The organism is Halobacteriovorax sp. XZX-3 (assembly GCF_043196495.1).
Lineage (GTDB): Bacteria > Bdellovibrionota > Bacteriovoracia > Bacteriovoracales > Bacteriovoracaceae > Halobacteriovorax_A.
The window spans coordinates 2,080,834-2,097,571 of sequence record NZ_JBEBMO010000001.1; the positions used below are offsets into that span (position 1 = coordinate 2,080,834).

General features: G+C 32.9%; 13 protein-coding genes. 11 read left to right on the forward strand and 2 right to left on the reverse strand.

Annotated elements, in window-relative coordinates:
* Positions 1–109: 109 nt before the first annotated feature.
* The 9 genes from ABMA70_RS10045 (at position 110) to lon (ending at position 15,296) form a co-directional block, all read left to right on the forward strand.
* A complete protein-coding gene (locus ABMA70_RS10045) occupies positions 110–997 on the forward strand; it encodes a hypothetical protein (RefSeq protein ID WP_146037874.1) in 888 nt (295 codons plus the stop codon).
* The gene (locus ABMA70_RS10050) at positions 994–4,938 is read left to right on the forward strand and encodes a translocation/assembly module TamB domain-containing protein (protein WP_392993776.1); all 3,945 of its coding nucleotides are present in this window, start codon (positions 994–996) and stop codon (positions 4,936–4,938) included. Before ABMA70_RS10045 ends, ABMA70_RS10050 begins: the two co-directional genes overlap by 4 nt.
* Positions 4,926–7,778 carry an outer membrane protein assembly factor gene (locus tag ABMA70_RS10055; RefSeq protein ID WP_392993773.1) on the forward strand — a complete coding sequence of 951 codons (2,853 nt, stop codon included), beginning with the start codon at positions 4,926–4,928 and terminating at the stop codon, positions 7,776–7,778. Before ABMA70_RS10050 ends, ABMA70_RS10055 begins: the two co-directional genes overlap by 13 nt.
* Before the next feature lie 236 nt (positions 7,779–8,014).
* Entirely contained in the window at positions 8,015–8,452 is a 438-nt protein-coding gene (rplM, locus tag ABMA70_RS10060; protein WP_103218455.1) for a 50S ribosomal protein L13, read from the forward strand.
* A 15-nt stretch (positions 8,453–8,467) separates the two neighbouring features.
* Positions 8,468–8,869, forward strand: a complete 402-nt coding sequence (rpsI, locus tag ABMA70_RS10065) for a 30S ribosomal protein S9 (RefSeq protein ID WP_103218454.1) — start codon at positions 8,468–8,470, stop codon at positions 8,867–8,869.
* Between the two features lie 102 nt (positions 8,870–8,971).
* On the forward strand, positions 8,972–11,521 hold the full coding sequence (locus ABMA70_RS10070; protein ID WP_392993768.1) for a hypothetical protein: 2,550 nt from the start codon (positions 8,972–8,974) through the stop codon (positions 11,519–11,521).
* A 39-nt stretch (positions 11,522–11,560) separates the two neighbouring features.
* Positions 11,561–12,241, forward strand: a complete 681-nt coding sequence (locus ABMA70_RS10075; RefSeq protein WP_393022194.1) for a hypothetical protein — start codon at positions 11,561–11,563, stop codon at positions 12,239–12,241.
* A 73-nt stretch (positions 12,242–12,314) separates the two neighbouring features.
* A complete protein-coding gene (locus ABMA70_RS10080; RefSeq protein ID WP_103218451.1) occupies positions 12,315–12,797 on the forward strand; it encodes a hypothetical protein in 483 nt (160 codons plus the stop codon).
* A 12-nt stretch (positions 12,798–12,809) separates the two neighbouring features.
* Positions 12,810–15,296, forward strand: coding sequence for an endopeptidase La (gene lon / locus ABMA70_RS10085; RefSeq protein ID WP_103218450.1), 2,487 nt, complete (start codon positions 12,810–12,812; stop codon positions 15,294–15,296).
* Between the two features lie 65 nt (positions 15,297–15,361).
* Here the strand turns inward: lon and rpoZ are convergent, their stop codons facing one another.
* Positions 15,362–15,574, reverse strand: coding sequence for a DNA-directed RNA polymerase subunit omega (rpoZ, locus tag ABMA70_RS10090; protein ID WP_103218449.1), 213 nt, complete (start codon positions 15,572–15,574; stop codon positions 15,362–15,364).
* Between the two features lie 179 nt (positions 15,575–15,753).
* Between rpoZ and ABMA70_RS10095 the strand changes: the two genes are divergently transcribed.
* Entirely contained in the window at positions 15,754–15,993 is a 240-nt protein-coding gene (locus ABMA70_RS10095) for a hypothetical protein (RefSeq protein WP_103218448.1), read from the forward strand.
* Complete coding sequence (locus ABMA70_RS10100; RefSeq protein WP_392993760.1) at positions 15,993–16,226, forward strand: hypothetical protein; 234 nt, start codon at positions 15,993–15,995, stop codon at positions 16,224–16,226. Before ABMA70_RS10095 ends, ABMA70_RS10100 begins: the two co-directional genes overlap by 1 nt.
* Here ABMA70_RS10100 and ABMA70_RS10105 read toward each other — a convergent pair.
* Positions 16,219–16,617 carry a hypothetical protein gene (locus ABMA70_RS10105; protein ID WP_103218446.1) on the reverse strand — a complete coding sequence of 133 codons (399 nt, stop codon included), beginning with the start codon at positions 16,615–16,617 and terminating at the stop codon, positions 16,219–16,221. The genes ABMA70_RS10100 and ABMA70_RS10105 overlap by 8 nt on opposite strands.
* Positions 16,618–16,738 lie beyond the last annotated feature (121 nt).

Here is a 16,738-nt window from a genome sequence, read left to right on the forward strand (position 1 = left end):
TCTCTAATCCATGTCTTTCTGTGGTAAAAAGTACGCTTAACATTAATTAAAATAATTATTTGATATAATAATTTTAGATAGTTAGTTGTATTTATATACCAGAGGAAATGTGTCAAATAACACAACCGAAATGACAAAATATGAATTTGAAAAGGTAATGAGTAACACTCAAGAGCTTATTATTTTTTTAGAATCAAATCGTATTGATAATGAAGAGCAATCTTCAATTGATGTTTTTTATCTAGACTCACTCTCAAAAATTTTATTTTTTCACTCCACTGGAAAAGTTCAAAAATTATTTTTAGAAATTAGTAGCCTCACTACTTACTTGATAAAAAGAAAAAAAATTAATCGCTTAAATGAATTAACAAAAATATTCACGCACTTTGATATTACATATTCAAATGATTTATTATCGTACATTAAATTAATAAGTGGCCAAGAGTTAAAGGAAGATATCTCTAATATCATCACAACAATTACTGCTGTTAAAAACCCTGAAATATATTTTCAAATATCGGCCATTAGAAAAAGGTTAGTGAATGATATTAACTTAATAGATCCTTTGATGTTTATTGAATCCCTATTCAAGATCATTCCTCTATTTTTTGAGTCTGAAGAATTTCAAGATGTTTTATACAACTATGTTAAACGTTCAGACGATAATGATTTGATTAGAGCGATTAATCATTATTTGAAAGATTATACAGGTATAGAAGAACATACTAAGAATACGAAAGAGCACGTATTTAACAGGGATTATGTTGAGGCGTTGTATCTACCTCCAAATAGGAAAGATGAGTTGCTATCGTTAGTAGAATTAAGAGAAAAACTAATTGATGGCTGTGAGTCTAAAACTGAATATGTAAATACTCTATTTGAAATGGCTGCAGCTTATAAGCGACTTGGAAATAATGAACGAGCTTTCTTTATGGCAGTTATTGTTAATCGTTTAAGTCCAGGCTATAGGAATGTTGAGGTAATGTTAAAGAGATGAGATTTGTAAATAAATTTCTGATTATATTTACTCTTGTCTTTGGACTTCTCACGGTAGGAGCCTGGCGTTTTATACAGTCAAAATATGTATCAACATTACTAACAGAGTATATTAATAAAAATGTAATCATTGATTCAAATATGTCTCTTTCTTTCACTAGAGTTTCGGGTGGATTTTTCCCTCCTCGAACTATTTTAGAGGATGTTAATTTCAAAGTAAGAGATGAACTTGAAGTACAGGTAAAGGATGTTTCAGCAGCATTTTCTCTTTTAAGTCTTTTCTCATCAAATATAAGATTTAACTCTGTTGAATTTAGTGATGGTTATGTTGTTCTAGAGAAATTAGAAAAGAGTGAAGATGATAATTCTCAAGTAAGTATTTTTAATACTCTTTCCAATGTTACTAACCAATTACCTTTTAAAATTAACAAGATTGAAATTAAAAACTCTGATTTTTATATTGCTGAAAATAAATTAAATATACCGATCAAGTACCTAGCACTTAGTCCATTTGAGTATAGTTATGACATCCTTCTTGATATTGAAAATGTTAAGTGGGAAGGTGCTGTAGTCGATAATCTTTATCTTGACGCTGAAATTGTTGAAAACAATATTCGTGTCAGAAATGGATATATATTCATTAAAGATTCTAAAATTAGCGGATCAGGAAAATATGAATTTAGCAGTAAGAAAGTTCATTCCGATATCGATTACAAAATAAACTTTGATAGTTTTGAGGACATAAAAAGAAAATACAATATAAATATTGATGGCGTAATAGAAGGGAAATCGACTATCACAGGTGCTGTTGATAAGAAGGATATATACGTTAGTGGTTTTACTAATGGTAGTAATATACATTCTGATTATGTAAATCTTGATTCTTTTAAAACGAAACACTCTTTTCATAATAACAAGTTAACGATTAGAAATTTCACTGGTGAAGTGAATAGTGGAAAAGTTAAAGTAGCTGATGAATTAGTGTTAAATTTTAATTCTGACAAAGTTATTGATAATGATGTCGTTGTTGAAACAACTAATCTTCATCTCAATGATATTTTATATTTTCTAGGCGAGGATTTTGTCCTTTTAAAGGGCCGAGCTAATGGAAAGGTTTTATTGAGAATGAATAATTCTGGTGAAGTCTTAGTCGATACCTTTAAGAATAGTCCTATCTCAATCACTAACTTAACTTTAAGACCAAGTAGTGATAACATTATAAATTTTTCTAACATTAGCCTAGAGAACTTAAATATAGTAGCAGGACGTGATTTTAATATAAGTGTTAATGCTAAAACTAATAATTCATTGTTAAATGGGAAAGGTTCAGTAATAGGTAATCTTGTTGACTTTGATATTAAAGCAAAGAACTTCTCGATATCAGATCTTGGTGGTGAAATTGCTGGGGTTGCAAAAGGACATGGCGACTTTGATATTTCTATAAAGGGAACTGATAATGTTGTAATTGATGTGAACTCATCAGATGTTGAGTATGTTGATGTTTTTGGTTTCTTGCTTGAGAAGAAATCCAAAGCAAATCTTAAGTATTCAATTAACGAAAATATCATTTATGTTGATAGTTTAAATAATACAACAAATGGACAGTCTAATATTTATGGTGTCGTAAATTTAGAAAAAGAAAATGTCGATTTAAATATTAAAATGAAGAGTGTTGACCTAAGTCTTCTACATAGAAATATTAAACCTATATGGGAAGATGTTAAGGTATATACCACACCACTTGAAGGTGTTTTTAATGCTGATGTAAATCTATCTGGAAATTTTTCAAATTTAGTAACTAAGTTGAAAATAGATTCAGATAAAGTAAGTGCTTATAAAGAGCCTATTGACAATATATCTTTAGAACTAATTGTCTCGAATAGGGAAGTCGAAGTAAAAAATGCAATAATAAAGAAGAATCGTTCAAGTGCATCCGCTGACTTTGTTTACAATTTCAAAAATGGATTCGAAAAAATTTCATTTATTACGACTCCAATTAAATTAAGTGATTTATATCGATATCGTGATCTTGGCCTTGGGTATAATGGTTATTTCTCTGCAAGTATTGATGCAAAAAGAAATGGTGTTTTAAAAGGAAAAGGTAACGCATATTTAACGGAAACCAAGATCGGAAACCAAGAAATTGGAGCTTCTGAGTTAGAATTTGAATTCATTGATAAGATCATTAATTTTAATACTAATATTCTTAATCAAGGAATACATATTGATGGTGAGCTAGATTTTAGTAAATCACAACCTAAAGTTATTTTGAATTATGCAGTTGATATGCCTGATATTAAACCATCTCTTGCATTTATTTCTGAGCACAATTCTTTTAACAACGAGCTTAATGGTTTTGTACAAATGAGCGGTCAACTGTCTTATGACTTCAATCCTGATAAACCCGTCAGTTCTATCATGAATTTAACTCAGTTTCATATAAGTAATTATGGAAGATCCTTAACTTTAAGAAGGCCAACTTCAATAGAGATAGAACAATCTGAAATTAAACAATTAGGTCTCTCTCTCAGTGGATCCGGAGGATACTATCAATTGTCAGGAAGTGGTAATGTTGATACTAACTTTCAATTAGTTCAAGAGTTAGATATTAATCTAAGTTATCTAACATTACTTACTAGTGAGATTGAAAGGATTTTAGGATCAATCAAAGGAAAGGGGATTATTGTTGGTAATCGAAAAAAATATGACCTATCACATTCTCTTAGCACTTCTAATTTTGGATTAAAGCTTAAAAGTGTTCCGTTAGAAATATCAAATGCTAATGGAGTTGGTGCATACCGTGATCAAAAAATCCTAATAAATAATTTAAGTGGCGAAATTGGTTCAGGAGATTTTAATCTTTCTGGTTACATTAAGGCTAATTTTCCGTTTCCTGAAGTATATATAACTTCAAATTATACAAATGTAGGTTATCAAGTTGAATCTCGATCTATCGTTAATACAGATGGAAACTTAACTCTGAGTGGAAGAGGTTTTCCTTATTTAATTAAAGGAAGTGTATTTGTTAATGGTGGACTTATTGAAAACGAATTTAATGATTTTAAATCTTCCTCTGAATTCAATAAAAGTTTAAGTAAGTATATCACTCAAAATCAAAGAGGAATTCCAGATCTTATTAATCTCGATATTGATTTAAGTGTAAAGGAAACTGTCCGTTTAAGAAACCGCTTAGCTGATTTACTAATTGCGGGAGACTTACATATTGATGGCCAGTTCACAAACCCGGCTATGCAAGGTCAACTTATCATTGTTCCAGGTCTTAGTAAGTTTAAATTTAGAGGAAATGATTTTATTCTTTCTGAAGGAGTTGTGTACTTTACTAAAGAAGAGAATATGGATCCAATTACATTAAACCTTTTAGCGAATTCAACAATTGGTCAGTATGACATTGAAATGGGAATAACTGGTTCAGTAGATGATATCTCTATTAATCTAGAATCAACCCCTTCTCTTTCAAGAGATAATATCTTCTCATTATTAACTTTAGGTGTAACTTCAGACTTCTCACAGAACTTAGAAGATAGTCAAAGAACAAACTTAACAACAATTGGGATTGGAACCTTTTTAGTTGATCAACTTAATATCAACGAAGGTTTAGATGCTGCACTCGGGTTGAAATTGAGTGTATTACCTGAATTTACTGAAAGTTCGGATAGTCCTATTGAAGAAGCTACAAAATCTGAGCAATCAGTTAAAACTGCTACTAAACTACAGATAACGAAAAAAGTGAATGACAATATTAATTTAAAGTTTTCCAATACTTTTGATAGTGAAAGTAATAAGCAATCAATTAATGTTGATTACAGCATAAGTGACAAACTTTCGATTGAAGGAATTTTTGAAAGTGAAGATGATACAAACAATAAAGAAGGGACAGATGGCTCTGTAGGAGCCGATATAAAATACAAATGGTCATTCTAAGATTGATAGCCACATTCTTTCTTCTAATCACTCCAGTTTTTGGAGCCGAATCAATTAATATCAAAAATGTTGATATTGATTGTACTGGACGTGAGGAGTGTTTATATATTATCGAAAGCTTCAAAAAGTATGAAGGCAAAGATTTAACTCGTGAGGAGTTAAATAGAGTGATTCAATTTGAACTAGCAAAGCCATACTATAAAACATTCTTTTATGAAGTTAAAAAAGGGCGACTTAATATTGTTGTAGAGACTAAGCCTCGAATTTTATCAGTATATGTTAAGGGAACAGACTCTGTTCTTAATCGTCGTATAAAAAATGATTTTAATTTGAAAGAAGGTGACTATTTTGATGAGACAACTGCACAAGAGGGACTTAAGGCAATCGGTAAGGAATACTTTAAAAAAGGTTCTAAAGTAGGCACCATTACTAAAGAGTTAAATCAAGAAGGGGTGAAGCTTACTTTAAATCTTTTGAAGAATGAAATTAGAAGATTAGAAGAAATTAGGCTTAATGGTTTATTTGGCGTGAAGCTTAAAGAGTCAGAAAAGTTCTGGCATCGTATAAGAGGTACTTCTCTAGATTTTACTAATTATAAAAAAATGCTGCAGGAGTATCGTACTCTGCTTATTAGGGATGGCTTTTGGTTATCGCGTGTAAAAGAAGAACTTAAAGTTTTGAACAATGGGAATTATGAGTTAATTTTTAATATCGAACTTGGTTCTAGATTTGGTGTTAATTTTCATAATAATTACCGACTCAATCATAATGATCTACTTTCTCATGTTAAGAAGTATATACAAAACAATAAGGGAAGATTTGATGATATTTCTCTCAATCGACATATTGTAAATTTCTATCGTGAAAATGGTTACTATTATGCAAAGTCTAAACTTACGGAAGCGAAGGGATTTGATTTAAATGGAAATAATATTTTAAATCTATACTTCACGATTAATGAAGGTCGAAAGGTTACAGTTTCACAAGTAAACTTTAACGGAAATCACTATAAAGACAATAAACGACTAAGAAATATTTATTATAAAACAGACTCTGACTTACTCAAAGCAGACTATCTTCATGAAAGAGGACTAGAAAATGCTTCTGAAAAAATAAAAGAGTTATACGTTAAAGATGGATATATTTTTGTAAATATAGAAAAACCTAAAGTTGACTTTATAGATGGTGGCGATGCTGCAGTAGTATCTTTTTCAATCTCGGAAGGTGCACAGTATATTTTAAGTAAGATAAATATCGAGGGCATTGAGGATGAAGAGGCTAAATATTTTATAGAAGATGTTTTAAAAAATAAAATAGGTAAGCCATTCAACGTTGTACATATAGATGAAGATTTGAAAAATGCGCTAATCTCTCTAAAGACTAGAGGTTATTATTTTAGTTCTTATAGTGAAAAGCGACCTAAGAAAATTGTAAATGTTAACTCAGCAACTAATGAAATTGAACTTAATCTCAAGTTTGGCCTAGGTGTAAAAACTTACTTAGGGAATGTCATTGTAACAGGTAATTCAGCAACTAAGGACGTCGTAATTAGACGAGAGCTTCCTCTTGTTCGTGGTGATCTCGTTACACCAAAGGCGATGAATGATTTTATTGCACGATTAAGAGAGTTAGGCTTATTTTCGAACGTAAATATCTCTTCATTTGTTGGAGAGGAAATTTCTCCTACTGAAAAGTATTTGAACTTTGTTATCAAAGTTACTGAAAAGGATTTTGGGCTTGCTGAAATTGCCCCAGGTTTTCGTACTGATCTTGGTCTAAAGTTTTCTTCAACTATTTCGTATAACAACTTTAATGGAATGAACCGTTCTTTTATCTTCAAGGCGCAGACTAACTGGAGAACTGACTTTTCATATCTTGATGACCGTAGAAAACAGGATTCTAGAAAGCTTTTAGAAGGGCTAGTACAGTTTCAATATGTAGAGCCTTATTTATTTTACGATCTATTTAATTCGAAGGTAACTTTTAAGGCCACTGCACGATATGAAAGGAAAAGATATTCTGACTTTGACGCTGATATTATTAGTTTTTCACCTCAACTTATAAAGACATTCTCTGATGTCTTATCGATGAGTCTTACATATGAATTTGATAATATCAGGCAATTTGATGCAACGGATGCTATTGATGAAGATAAGTATATTATTGGTGCAATTAGACCTGAGCTGACTTTAGATTTTAGAGACAATAAAACACTTCCAAAGAAGGGCTCATGGTTTAACTTTTCTTGGGAATTTGCTAATCCTTATTTAGGTTCTCAAGAAAGTGAAGATTTAACGATTGATTACCATAAGGCAGTTGTTAGAAATTTTAACTATATACCTATGGGTGATATTACTTTAGCGACTTCAATAGCACTTGGATATGAACATAACTTTTCTAGTGACATCGTTAAAGATAGTAGCGGTAATGTAATTATTGATTCAGATGGAAAACCAATGACTACAGGCTATATTCCTCCATTAAAGGTATTTCGTTTAATTGGACGTGATTATTTGCGTGGGTATAGCGATCTAGAGAGTGGAAGACTTAATGACGGTAGTTATATTAATGACACAACAGTTAGAGGTGAGGCATATTTTGTAAACTTCAGACTGGAGCCAAGATATTATATTGGTGACTATTCTGCTATTGCTGTATTTTTTGATGCAGGGCGAGTATTTGTTGATAAAATTGATAATTTTGACTTACTGAAATCTGTTGGTATGAGCTTCAAGTTTTTTACACCAATTGGCTCTCTAGATTTTGACTACGGAGTGAAATTAGATCGCATCGGGGGCGACTCTTTTGGCCGTTTTCACATCACAATTGGCCAATTCTAATAAAAAACGTATTTTCAGTGCCTTATGGCCGAAGAAAATATTACGCATGGCCAAAAAAATAACAATTTCCCATTGTTTTATTGGGACAAATTGTTTAATATCTGCCGAAACCCGTTACCCCACAAACAACGGAATTATGGGCCTTTAGGTCCTTAAGTGTTGTAAACAAATCATTTTATTCTGATGATGCGTTTACGTTTTATTGATTTTTAACATTATTAAAGTGGAAGGTTACTATGTACACTGAGAAATCATTTGTGTTGAAGCCAGCAGACGCTGACAAAAAATGGCACTTAATTGATGCTACTGATATGGTAGTTGGACGTTTAGCAACTGAAATCGCTAATGTATTAAGAGGGAAGAACTCACCAAAGTACACTCCTCATACAGATTCTGGTGATTTTGTTGTTGTTATTAACGCAGAAAAAGTTAGATTTACTGGGAATAAGTGGAACGATAAAGTTTACTACAGACACACAGGGTATGCTGGTGGACTTAAAGAAAGAACTGCTAAAGAACAATTAGAAAGAAAGCCAGAAGCGATTCTTATGAGCGCTGTTAAAGGTATGCTTCCTAAGAATTCTCTAGGTAGAAAACAATTAACAAAACTTAAGGTTTTTGCTGGATCTGAGCATGCACATGAAGCTCAAAAACCAGTAGAATACAAATTCTAGTAAGAGGTTATTATTATGGCTAAAGGAAAAACTTGGGATTCACAGGCAGTTGGTAGAAGAAAATCTTCAGTTGCTAGAGTTTACATGGCTGCAGGGACTGGTAAAGTTGTTGTTAATAATAGAGATATCAAAGAGTACTTCACAAAAGGTACAGATAGATACGTTGTTAACCAACCTCTAAACCTACTTAAGCTTGCAGACAAATATGATCTAAAAATCAACGTAACTGGTGGTGGAACTACTGGTCAAGCGGGTGCTGTTCGTCTTGGTGTTGCAAGAGCAATTCTTAAGATTGATGCTGCACTTAGAGGCGAGCTTAAATCAGCTGGATTCCTTACAAGAGATCCAAGAAAAGTTGAAAGACAAAAAGCTGGTCAGAAAGGTGCAAGAGCAAAGTACCAATTCTCGAAGCGTTAAGATTTATCTTACAATATTTTCGAATATATGCGGGGCCCACTTTTGTGGGCCTTGTTTATTCATGGGCCTACCAAAAACTTTTCTTCTATGCTATAAATCCTTATGGCAAAATCCATTCAGCTTAAAGGCGTAAGAACTAATAATTTAAAAAATATTGATGTTGAATTTCCAATTAATAAGATCACTTGTGTTTCAGGTGTATCCGGTTCAGGAAAGTCATCTTTAGTTTTTAATACATTGGCAAATGAGTCTAAGAGAAGATTTTTAAATTCACTTCCTTCTTCAATGAATTTTTTTGAAAGAGTTCCAACAAGTGCAGAAGTTGATAGTATTTCACCAGTGCTTCCTGTTTGGAGTTTGGCACAAAATAATCCAATAGTTGGTTCGCGATTAAATATGGCCGACCAGTTAGAGATTAGTTACGAATTGGCCCAATTATATTTTGAGCCTTTTTCCACAAAATGCTTGATCCATGGTGATGAGTTTGTTGATGGACTTTCACAAGTTGAGACTGAAATTAATGAATCCGTGAGTGATGACTGTAAAGTCATTCATGTTCTTATTGGCAAAGACCATTATCTTGAGAATATTAATGGTATGCCTGCTAGAAGTTTTGATTCTAAAACTTCAACTATTCGAGAATTTGATAAAGAAGACTCTCAATGGGAAATTTTTAGAATTAAACCGAAGAGTATGAATCAATTTCGTAAAAAGTGGGCTGAGCTTATAAAAAATAATGCTGTATCTCAGTTAAGTGTTTTTCTTGCAGGTCAAGATTTGTTAAAACACTTCAATTTAAACACTAGCGCTTATTGCCCTAAATGTTCGCAAGAAGAATTGAGAAGTGCACGTCAGATTAGTGACTTGCTTCCTTACAATGGTGTTGGTGCTTGCTCTGAGTGTAAGGGTTATGGATCGACACTAAGTTATGACATTAATAAAATTGTTAAATATCCAAAGAAAAAAATATCAGATGGTGCAATAACTTTCTTAGAATACTCAAAATATAATGATCATTATAAATACTTTGTAGCAGAAATTAAAAAAGTAGGCATCTCTCCTGACAGTCGTTTTTGCGATGTTAAAGAGGAGATCGAAGATATTTTAATGAAAGGAAGTGGACGCTTTTATGGTGTTTTAAACTTTCTTTATGGCCTTGAAGAAAAAAGATACAAGCGTTCTGCTAGAATCTTTTTGAGATCACTTCAGAGTGAAAAGTGTTGTCACTTATGTGAAGGTAGAAGGGTTTCCCCAAGTGCACTTCATCACCGTGGAAATTTACAGAATATAAATTCATATGGAGAATGTTTATCTCTCACTATTGAAGAGCTATATGAAAATATATTCGTGGATAAGAATGAGACGATCGTAAAAAAAATATTGGCCAAGTTAGAAATTGCAATAGAATTAGGTCTAGGGCAATTCCCTTTGATGACAAAACTTAAATCACTAGAAACTAGTGAATATCAAAAATCACTTCTAGTACGCTATTTAAGTTTTCAAGGTAGTGGTTCATTGTTTGTACTTGATGAGCCTAGTCTTGGAATGAATTCTGAAGAGCAGAAAGTTTTACTGAAGTTTCTAAAAAAACTATCTTCAAATAATACTGTAGTAATGGTTGAACATAGTAGAGTCTTACAACAAGGAAGTGACCATAATATTGTTATTGGACCTGGAGCAGGCCATTTAGGTGGTGAAGTTGTTGCTCATAAACTTCCGAAACTAGAAACAGTTAAAAAGAAAGTTTCTAAAAAATCTCTATCTGATGAGGAGATTATCTTTAAAAATATTGAGTTTGAAGGCTTTAGATATAATGAGATCAAATTTCAAGTCGGTACAATTAATCAAGTGAAAACTCAGATGGATTCATTTGATAAGAGACTTGTTATTAATGCACTCTTTAATGAGTTAAATGAAGATATCTTTAATGAAAAATATGACTTTGAAACTTCTTATGAAATAGATGGTTTAAGTTATCCTGAGGGGATTGAAAATATCTTTATTTATGAAACAAGGATTGAAAAATCAACAAGTCGCTCTACTGTTGGAACGGCTCTCGATTTAAGTGGTCATGTCAGAAACTATTTTTCAAAGCTACCTGTCTCAAAATCACTTGGACTAGAAAAAGGTCACTTTTCTAAAAATAGTAAATTAGGACAATGTGCTGTTTGTGAAGGAAAGGGTATTCAAGAAATAGATATGCAATTTCTTGAAGATGTAACATTCGATTGTGATGAGTGTGGTGGAACAGGTTTAAAAAAATTCTACGCAACTATCACTGATGGAAAATATACAATTATTGATGCTTGTAAAACACCCATATCAACTTTGTTTGAGTCAATTCCAACGACGCCGAAAATTAAGAGAACAATTGAATATTTAAAGTTATTAAATCTCGATTACCTAACTCTTGATCGTATCATTCCGTCGCTATCTGGTGGAGAGCGCTTGCGTGTAAAACTTCTTAAGGCCATTGATAAGAAGGTAAAGAATTCTGTTATTGTTCTAACGAATATCTCTTACGGATTATCAATTAATGAACTGAATTCAATCTGTGAATTACTTGAGGGGTTAACAAGACAGGGGAATACGCTAATTTTACTCGATAACCATGAAATTTTTAGTAATTTCAATACGATAGAGCTTGATTAAAATGCTAAAGTATTAAGAGTATTATCCGATAAGAACAGTATGTTAAAGTTCTTGTTGTGCACTATTTCTTTTCTTTTTTCTGTGAATGTTTCGGCACAAGAGTTATTCCAAATTCCGTTGAGTAAGCAACTCTCAGAATCAAATGCGATTATTATGGGAATTTATCAGGGAAGCTTCCCTAAAAAGTTAAGCAACGGCTCCGTTGTTACGAATGTCTCGTTTAAATTAGAAAAATCTGTAGGTTTAGGAAGTCGACAATTGATGAATAAGAATTCCTTCAGCTTTGTCTACGATGGTGGGACTTGGCAGGGGATTGAGTATCCTAATAAATTACGACCTCGTTTCGTTGAAGGTCGCCGTTATATCGTACTCTTGAGAAAAGGCGAATATGACTTTTATCCTCTAAATGAAAGACTTGGTGTCTATAATGTAATTGGACGAAGTGGTGAAGAAGCAGTCATCTCTCAAGCATTTCCTGATAACCCAAAGTTTGGTTCAAATTCATTCAGTACATTTAATCTGTGGATCAGCAGTATTTATGGCGAAGGATTAAAAGGGATTGGAACTGATAAGGATATTTTTCATAAGAAAAAGGGTGGAAGAAAAATAGCTTCACTCAACGACTCTTCAGAATCAAACGAATATAAAATTCACATCTATTGGTTAGCACTTCTTTTTGGATTACTTGGTGCGGCACAGTTAAGAAAATCAAAAGTCTAATTATCTAAATTTACTATTCATTTTTGACGCGCAATTTAGTAAAATTTAACTAATTATCCCATGGAAGGTAAATATGAATCTATTAAAAGTACTTTTGTTAATCACAGTTTTTTCACTGGGTCACAAGGCCTATTCACAAGATTTATTAAACGAAAGAATTCGCAAAATTCCGGATAAGAAGAGATCAATCTTTTTTAACAAAGGAATCTTTCATTCGACAAATAGTAATACCAATTCTGTCTTGAAATCAATTCGTCATGGAAATGGTAGCTCAAGAGGATTTGAAAGATTGGTATTCGACTTTGAAACAAATGAAGCTCCAAGAGTTTATGGATATAAGTCAGAAAAAGAGAATAAGATCTATGTAGATTTTTTTAAAACAAAACTTAATAAGAAAGTTGGTTCATTTGGAACTTCTAAGCTTGTGAAGAAAGTTGATTTTTATCCTGTAGGAGACGATACACTCTCTGCAGAACTTGTTATCGATGGAAAACATTCAATTGATGTTTTTACATTAAAAAATCCAGGTCGATTAGTAATCGATATTAAAAAGTAGGTGTGATTTATTATGAATGAATACGAAGAGTACAACGTGCAAATTAAAGACTCAGCAGGGGATGAAAAATTTCCTGAAGATGTTGTAATCATACCTATTATGAATAGCCCGATTTTTCCGGGAATGATTGCACCAATTATTTTAACTGAAGACAAGTTTACTGCTGAATTAGATGAGTATCTAATCAAGAGTGGTTACCTTGCACTTAACTTGGTTAAAAATGATCTTAAGAATGAAGAAGGAGAGATTGATCCTACGATTCAAGAAGATCTTGATTCAAGAGAAATAACTTCAAAAGATATCTATAAAGTAGGTGTTCTTTGTAAAGTTGTAAAAAGACTAAAGCTGCCAGATGGGTCAGTTAACGTTTTAGTTCACGGTATTAAGAGATATCGTGCATCTAATATCTATGAACAATCACCATTACTACGTGCAAAGTATGAAGTATTTGATGATATTTTAGAGGAAGATGAAGAACTAGATGCATACACTCGTTCTATCATTAATCAGGTTAAAAAGCTTAGTGAAGTAAACGCATACTTCAACGAAGAGATGAAGCTTGCAATGATTAACTCTTCTTCTCCTGGTGCACTTGCTGACTTAGTTGCCTTTGCATTATCACTTGATATTCCAGAAGCTCAAGACTTTTTAGAAACTCTTGTTGTTAAAAAGCGTTTTGGAAAACTACTTGTTTATCTAAAGCGTGAAAAAGATGTTGCAGATATTCAAAAGAAAATCTCAGACGAAGTTAACGATAAAGTAAATAAGTATCAGAGAGAATACTTCTTACGTGAACAGCTTAAAGTAATTAAATCTGAGCTTGGGCTTGAAGAAGATGATAAGGCCCGTGATATTAGCAAGCTTAAAGAGAGAGTTCTTGAAGCAAAGCTTCCTGAAGAAGTTCTTCAGTCTGTAAATGAAGAGTTAGAGAGATTAGAAGTAATTCCAGACTCTTCTCCTGAGTATAACGTAACACGTACATACCTAAATTGGATTGTAGACCTTCCTTGGTCTAAGTCTACTGATGATTATGTAGATATGGATAAGGCGCAAAAGATTCTTGAAAAAGAACACTATGGCCTTGAAAAAGCAAAAGAAAGAATCATGGAGTTCTTAGCTGTTCGTAAGCTTAAGCCACAATTTGATGGAACAATTCTATGTCTTGCAGGTCCTCCAGGTGTTGGTAAGACATCTATGGGGAAATCTATTGCTGAATCTCTAGGACGTAAGTTCTATCGTTTCTCTCTTGGTGGTATGAGAGATGAAGCAGAGATTAAAGGACATAGAAGAACTTATGTTGGAGCGATGCCAGGTCGTTTAATTCAAGCAATGAAACGTGTTGAGGTTAATAACCCAGTAATCATGCTTGATGAGATTGATAAACTTGGACAATCTTTTCAGGGTGATCCAGCTTCAGCATTATTAGAAGTTTTAGATCCAGAACAAAATCATACATTCATCGATCATTATCTAGATGTTCCTTTTGATTTATCAAAAGTACTTTTTATATCTACAGCAAACTACATTGGTGATATTCCAGAACCATTGTTAGATCGTATGGAAATCATTGAACTTAGTGGTTATACGATGGAAGAGAAGCTTTCAATTGCCTCTAAATGGGTAATTCCAAAGCAAATTAAAAAGCATGGTTTAGAAAAGAAAGACATCAGTTTATCAAAAGCTACTCTTAAGAAGCTTATAGAAGACTACGCTCGTGAGCCTGGTGTTCGTGTTATGGAGCAAATGATTGCTAAAATGTGTCGTCGTGCTGCACTTGAAAAAGTTAAGGCAAAGAGACATAAGGTATTCAATCCTAAACCTACGGAGCTAGAAGATATTCTAGGAACTGCTCGCTACCAAAGTGAAAAGGCCCTTAAGAAGCTTTGTCCTGGTATGACTACTGGTTTAGCTTGGACTGGTTATGGTGGAGATATTCTTTATATCGAAACTCTTTCATTAAACGGTAAAGGGTTTAAGTTAACTGGTCAGCTTGGTGATGTAATGAACGAGTCAGCTAACCTTGCTTATAGTTATGTTAAACAACTTCTTCAAAATGAAATGGATGAGTATTTCAAGATGAAACCAAAGAGAAAAGTTTCTGATGAAAATGAAGAAGATGAGATGGAAGACTTCCTTTCTGAAAGAGAAGTTCACCTTCACCTTCCAGCAGGTGCAACTCCTAAAGATGGTCCTTCAGCAGGTATTACAATGGCATTGGCCCTTTATTCTCTTGCACATAATGTGACAATTAAGAGTAATCTTGCAATGACTGGTGAGTTATCACTTACAGGTAAGGTACTTCCAGTTGGTGGTATTAAAGAAAAAGTATTAGCAGCTAAGAGAGCTGGTATTACAAATATTATTCTACCTATAGATAATGAGAAGGATTTAAAAGAAGTTCCTGAAAGACATAGAAAGGGAATGAAATTTTATCCGGTTGCGCATTTTGATGAAGTTCTAAAAATTGCGATTCCAAAATTTAAGCCAAAGTTTAAGTAATAAAAAAGGCCCTCATGGAGGGCCTTTCTTATATGAAAAAATTTAAATTCAAATTAGAATTCGACTTAGAATTCGTCTGAGTCGTACTCACTTACTGGAGCATGCTTAACTTTACCAGCTGCAATTTCTCTAAGTGCTGTAACAACATCTTTATTTTTACTTTTAACAAGTTGGTCTGCACCATCTCTTAGTTGCTTAACTCGCTTAGCTGTTAGGTGTACTAACTCATAACGGTTTTCAACTTTTTCTAAACAGTCTTCAATCGTAATTCTTGCCATTTTGTGCACTCCGAAAAATTAAATGTGACTTAAGTTATTTTTATAGGACAAAGCGCTGTTTTTGTCTAGAGATTGGGCCTAAATATTTAAAATATTTAGAAATACAGGAATATGTCTCACGTGATTTAAGTAACTTAGGTTGCAATTGTTGAGCATTTTACTTGCAAATTACATTCTATATGAAGAAGCAATTATTTATATTTATTGAACAACAGGCCGTCTCAAAATCTGTTAAACATTATCAAAGAAAGTTCAGTGGCGTCTGTGCAGGCAATATATTAAGAAAAATTGATTTAATTTTTAAAAATGGTCCATGTGATTTGGCAATTGGTTACTATATTTTTAAGATTGATATTATAAAAATTGAATCAAAGACACTTTTTGGTGAAGTGTTAAGTTATAAATATTTTGGTGAATAATGGATAATTCTACAATAGTCGAACTGGCCTTAGAAGAAAGGAAGTTTCTGCACGAAATGTCTAATAAGCTTGCAATCGCGGATGGAATGGCCGCTAAAGTTTTAAAGCTATTAGAAGAGCAAGGTGGAGATGAAGATATAATAAGAAGACAGAAGAAGGCGACAAAGGCGATTAAAGAGCAGATAGAGCTTCTAAAAGAAAGAAGATTTCTGCTCCATGAGCGTTCTAATTAAGGTTTACATTAACCTGGTCACCAACCATAAAGGCAGGAATATCTAGAATTGGCTGTCTATCTTTGTCATTAAAGTTCTTAGTAATCGCAATAGAAGTATCTGAGTCGTGATGAATTACTTCGAGCTGGCCAACCTTCATTTTATGACGGTAGCGCTTCTCTCGGTCATATGGATCATTTAAAATAACGACTCGGTATACATCGAGTAACGTTCCATTTTTTATACCTTGTTTTTCTCCAAGGTTCACATAGTAGTTCTTTTGAATTTCTTGTACGTCATTGGTCATAGGTAATTCATGTTCCACAGAATAGATCATGTAGCCATTCGCGATAACTTGCGTTTGAAATAGGATTCCGATGATGACGAGTATGAAATGTGCAAGAGTTTTCATTCATTACTTCCTTTGTTGCAGTAGTACACTTTGCAAGCATACTGATCTACTATTCGGAAAAATGAGGTAAAAAATGATAGGGGCGTTTTTAACGGAAATTGGGGGAAATATATTCCCCCAA

Excerpts from the sequence above, each read along its gene's own strand:
- ABMA70_RS10095 (WP_103218448.1), top strand. The coding sequence starts at position 15,754 with ATGAAGAAGCAATTATTTATATTTATTGAACAACAGGCCGTCTCAAAA.
- ABMA70_RS10075 (WP_393022194.1), top strand. The coding sequence starts at position 11,561 with ATGTTAAAGTTCTTGTTGTGCACTATTTCTTTTCTTTTTTCTGTGAAT.
- lon (WP_103218450.1), top strand. The coding sequence starts at position 12,810 with ATGAATGAATACGAAGAGTACAACGTGCAAATTAAAGACTCAGCAGGG.
- rpsI (WP_103218454.1), top strand. The coding sequence starts at position 8,468 with ATGGCTAAAGGAAAAACTTGGGATTCACAGGCAGTTGGTAGAAGAAAA.
- rplM (WP_103218455.1), top strand. The coding sequence starts at position 8,015 with ATGTACACTGAGAAATCATTTGTGTTGAAGCCAGCAGACGCTGACAAA.
- ABMA70_RS10105 (WP_103218446.1), bottom strand. The coding sequence starts at position 16,617 with ATGAAAACTCTTGCACATTTCATACTCGTCATCATCGGAATCCTATTT.
- ABMA70_RS10100 (WP_392993760.1), top strand. The coding sequence starts at position 15,993 with ATGGATAATTCTACAATAGTCGAACTGGCCTTAGAAGAAAGGAAGTTT.
- ABMA70_RS10050 (WP_392993776.1), top strand. The coding sequence starts at position 994 with ATGAGATTTGTAAATAAATTTCTGATTATATTTACTCTTGTCTTTGGA.
- ABMA70_RS10070 (WP_392993768.1), top strand. The coding sequence starts at position 8,972 with ATGGCAAAATCCATTCAGCTTAAAGGCGTAAGAACTAATAATTTAAAA.
- ABMA70_RS10080 (WP_103218451.1), top strand. The coding sequence starts at position 12,315 with ATGAATCTATTAAAAGTACTTTTGTTAATCACAGTTTTTTCACTGGGT.
- ABMA70_RS10055 (WP_392993773.1), top strand. The coding sequence starts at position 4,926 with ATGGTCATTCTAAGATTGATAGCCACATTCTTTCTTCTAATCACTCCA.
- rpoZ (WP_103218449.1), bottom strand. The coding sequence starts at position 15,574 with ATGGCAAGAATTACGATTGAAGACTGTTTAGAAAAAGTTGAAAACCGT.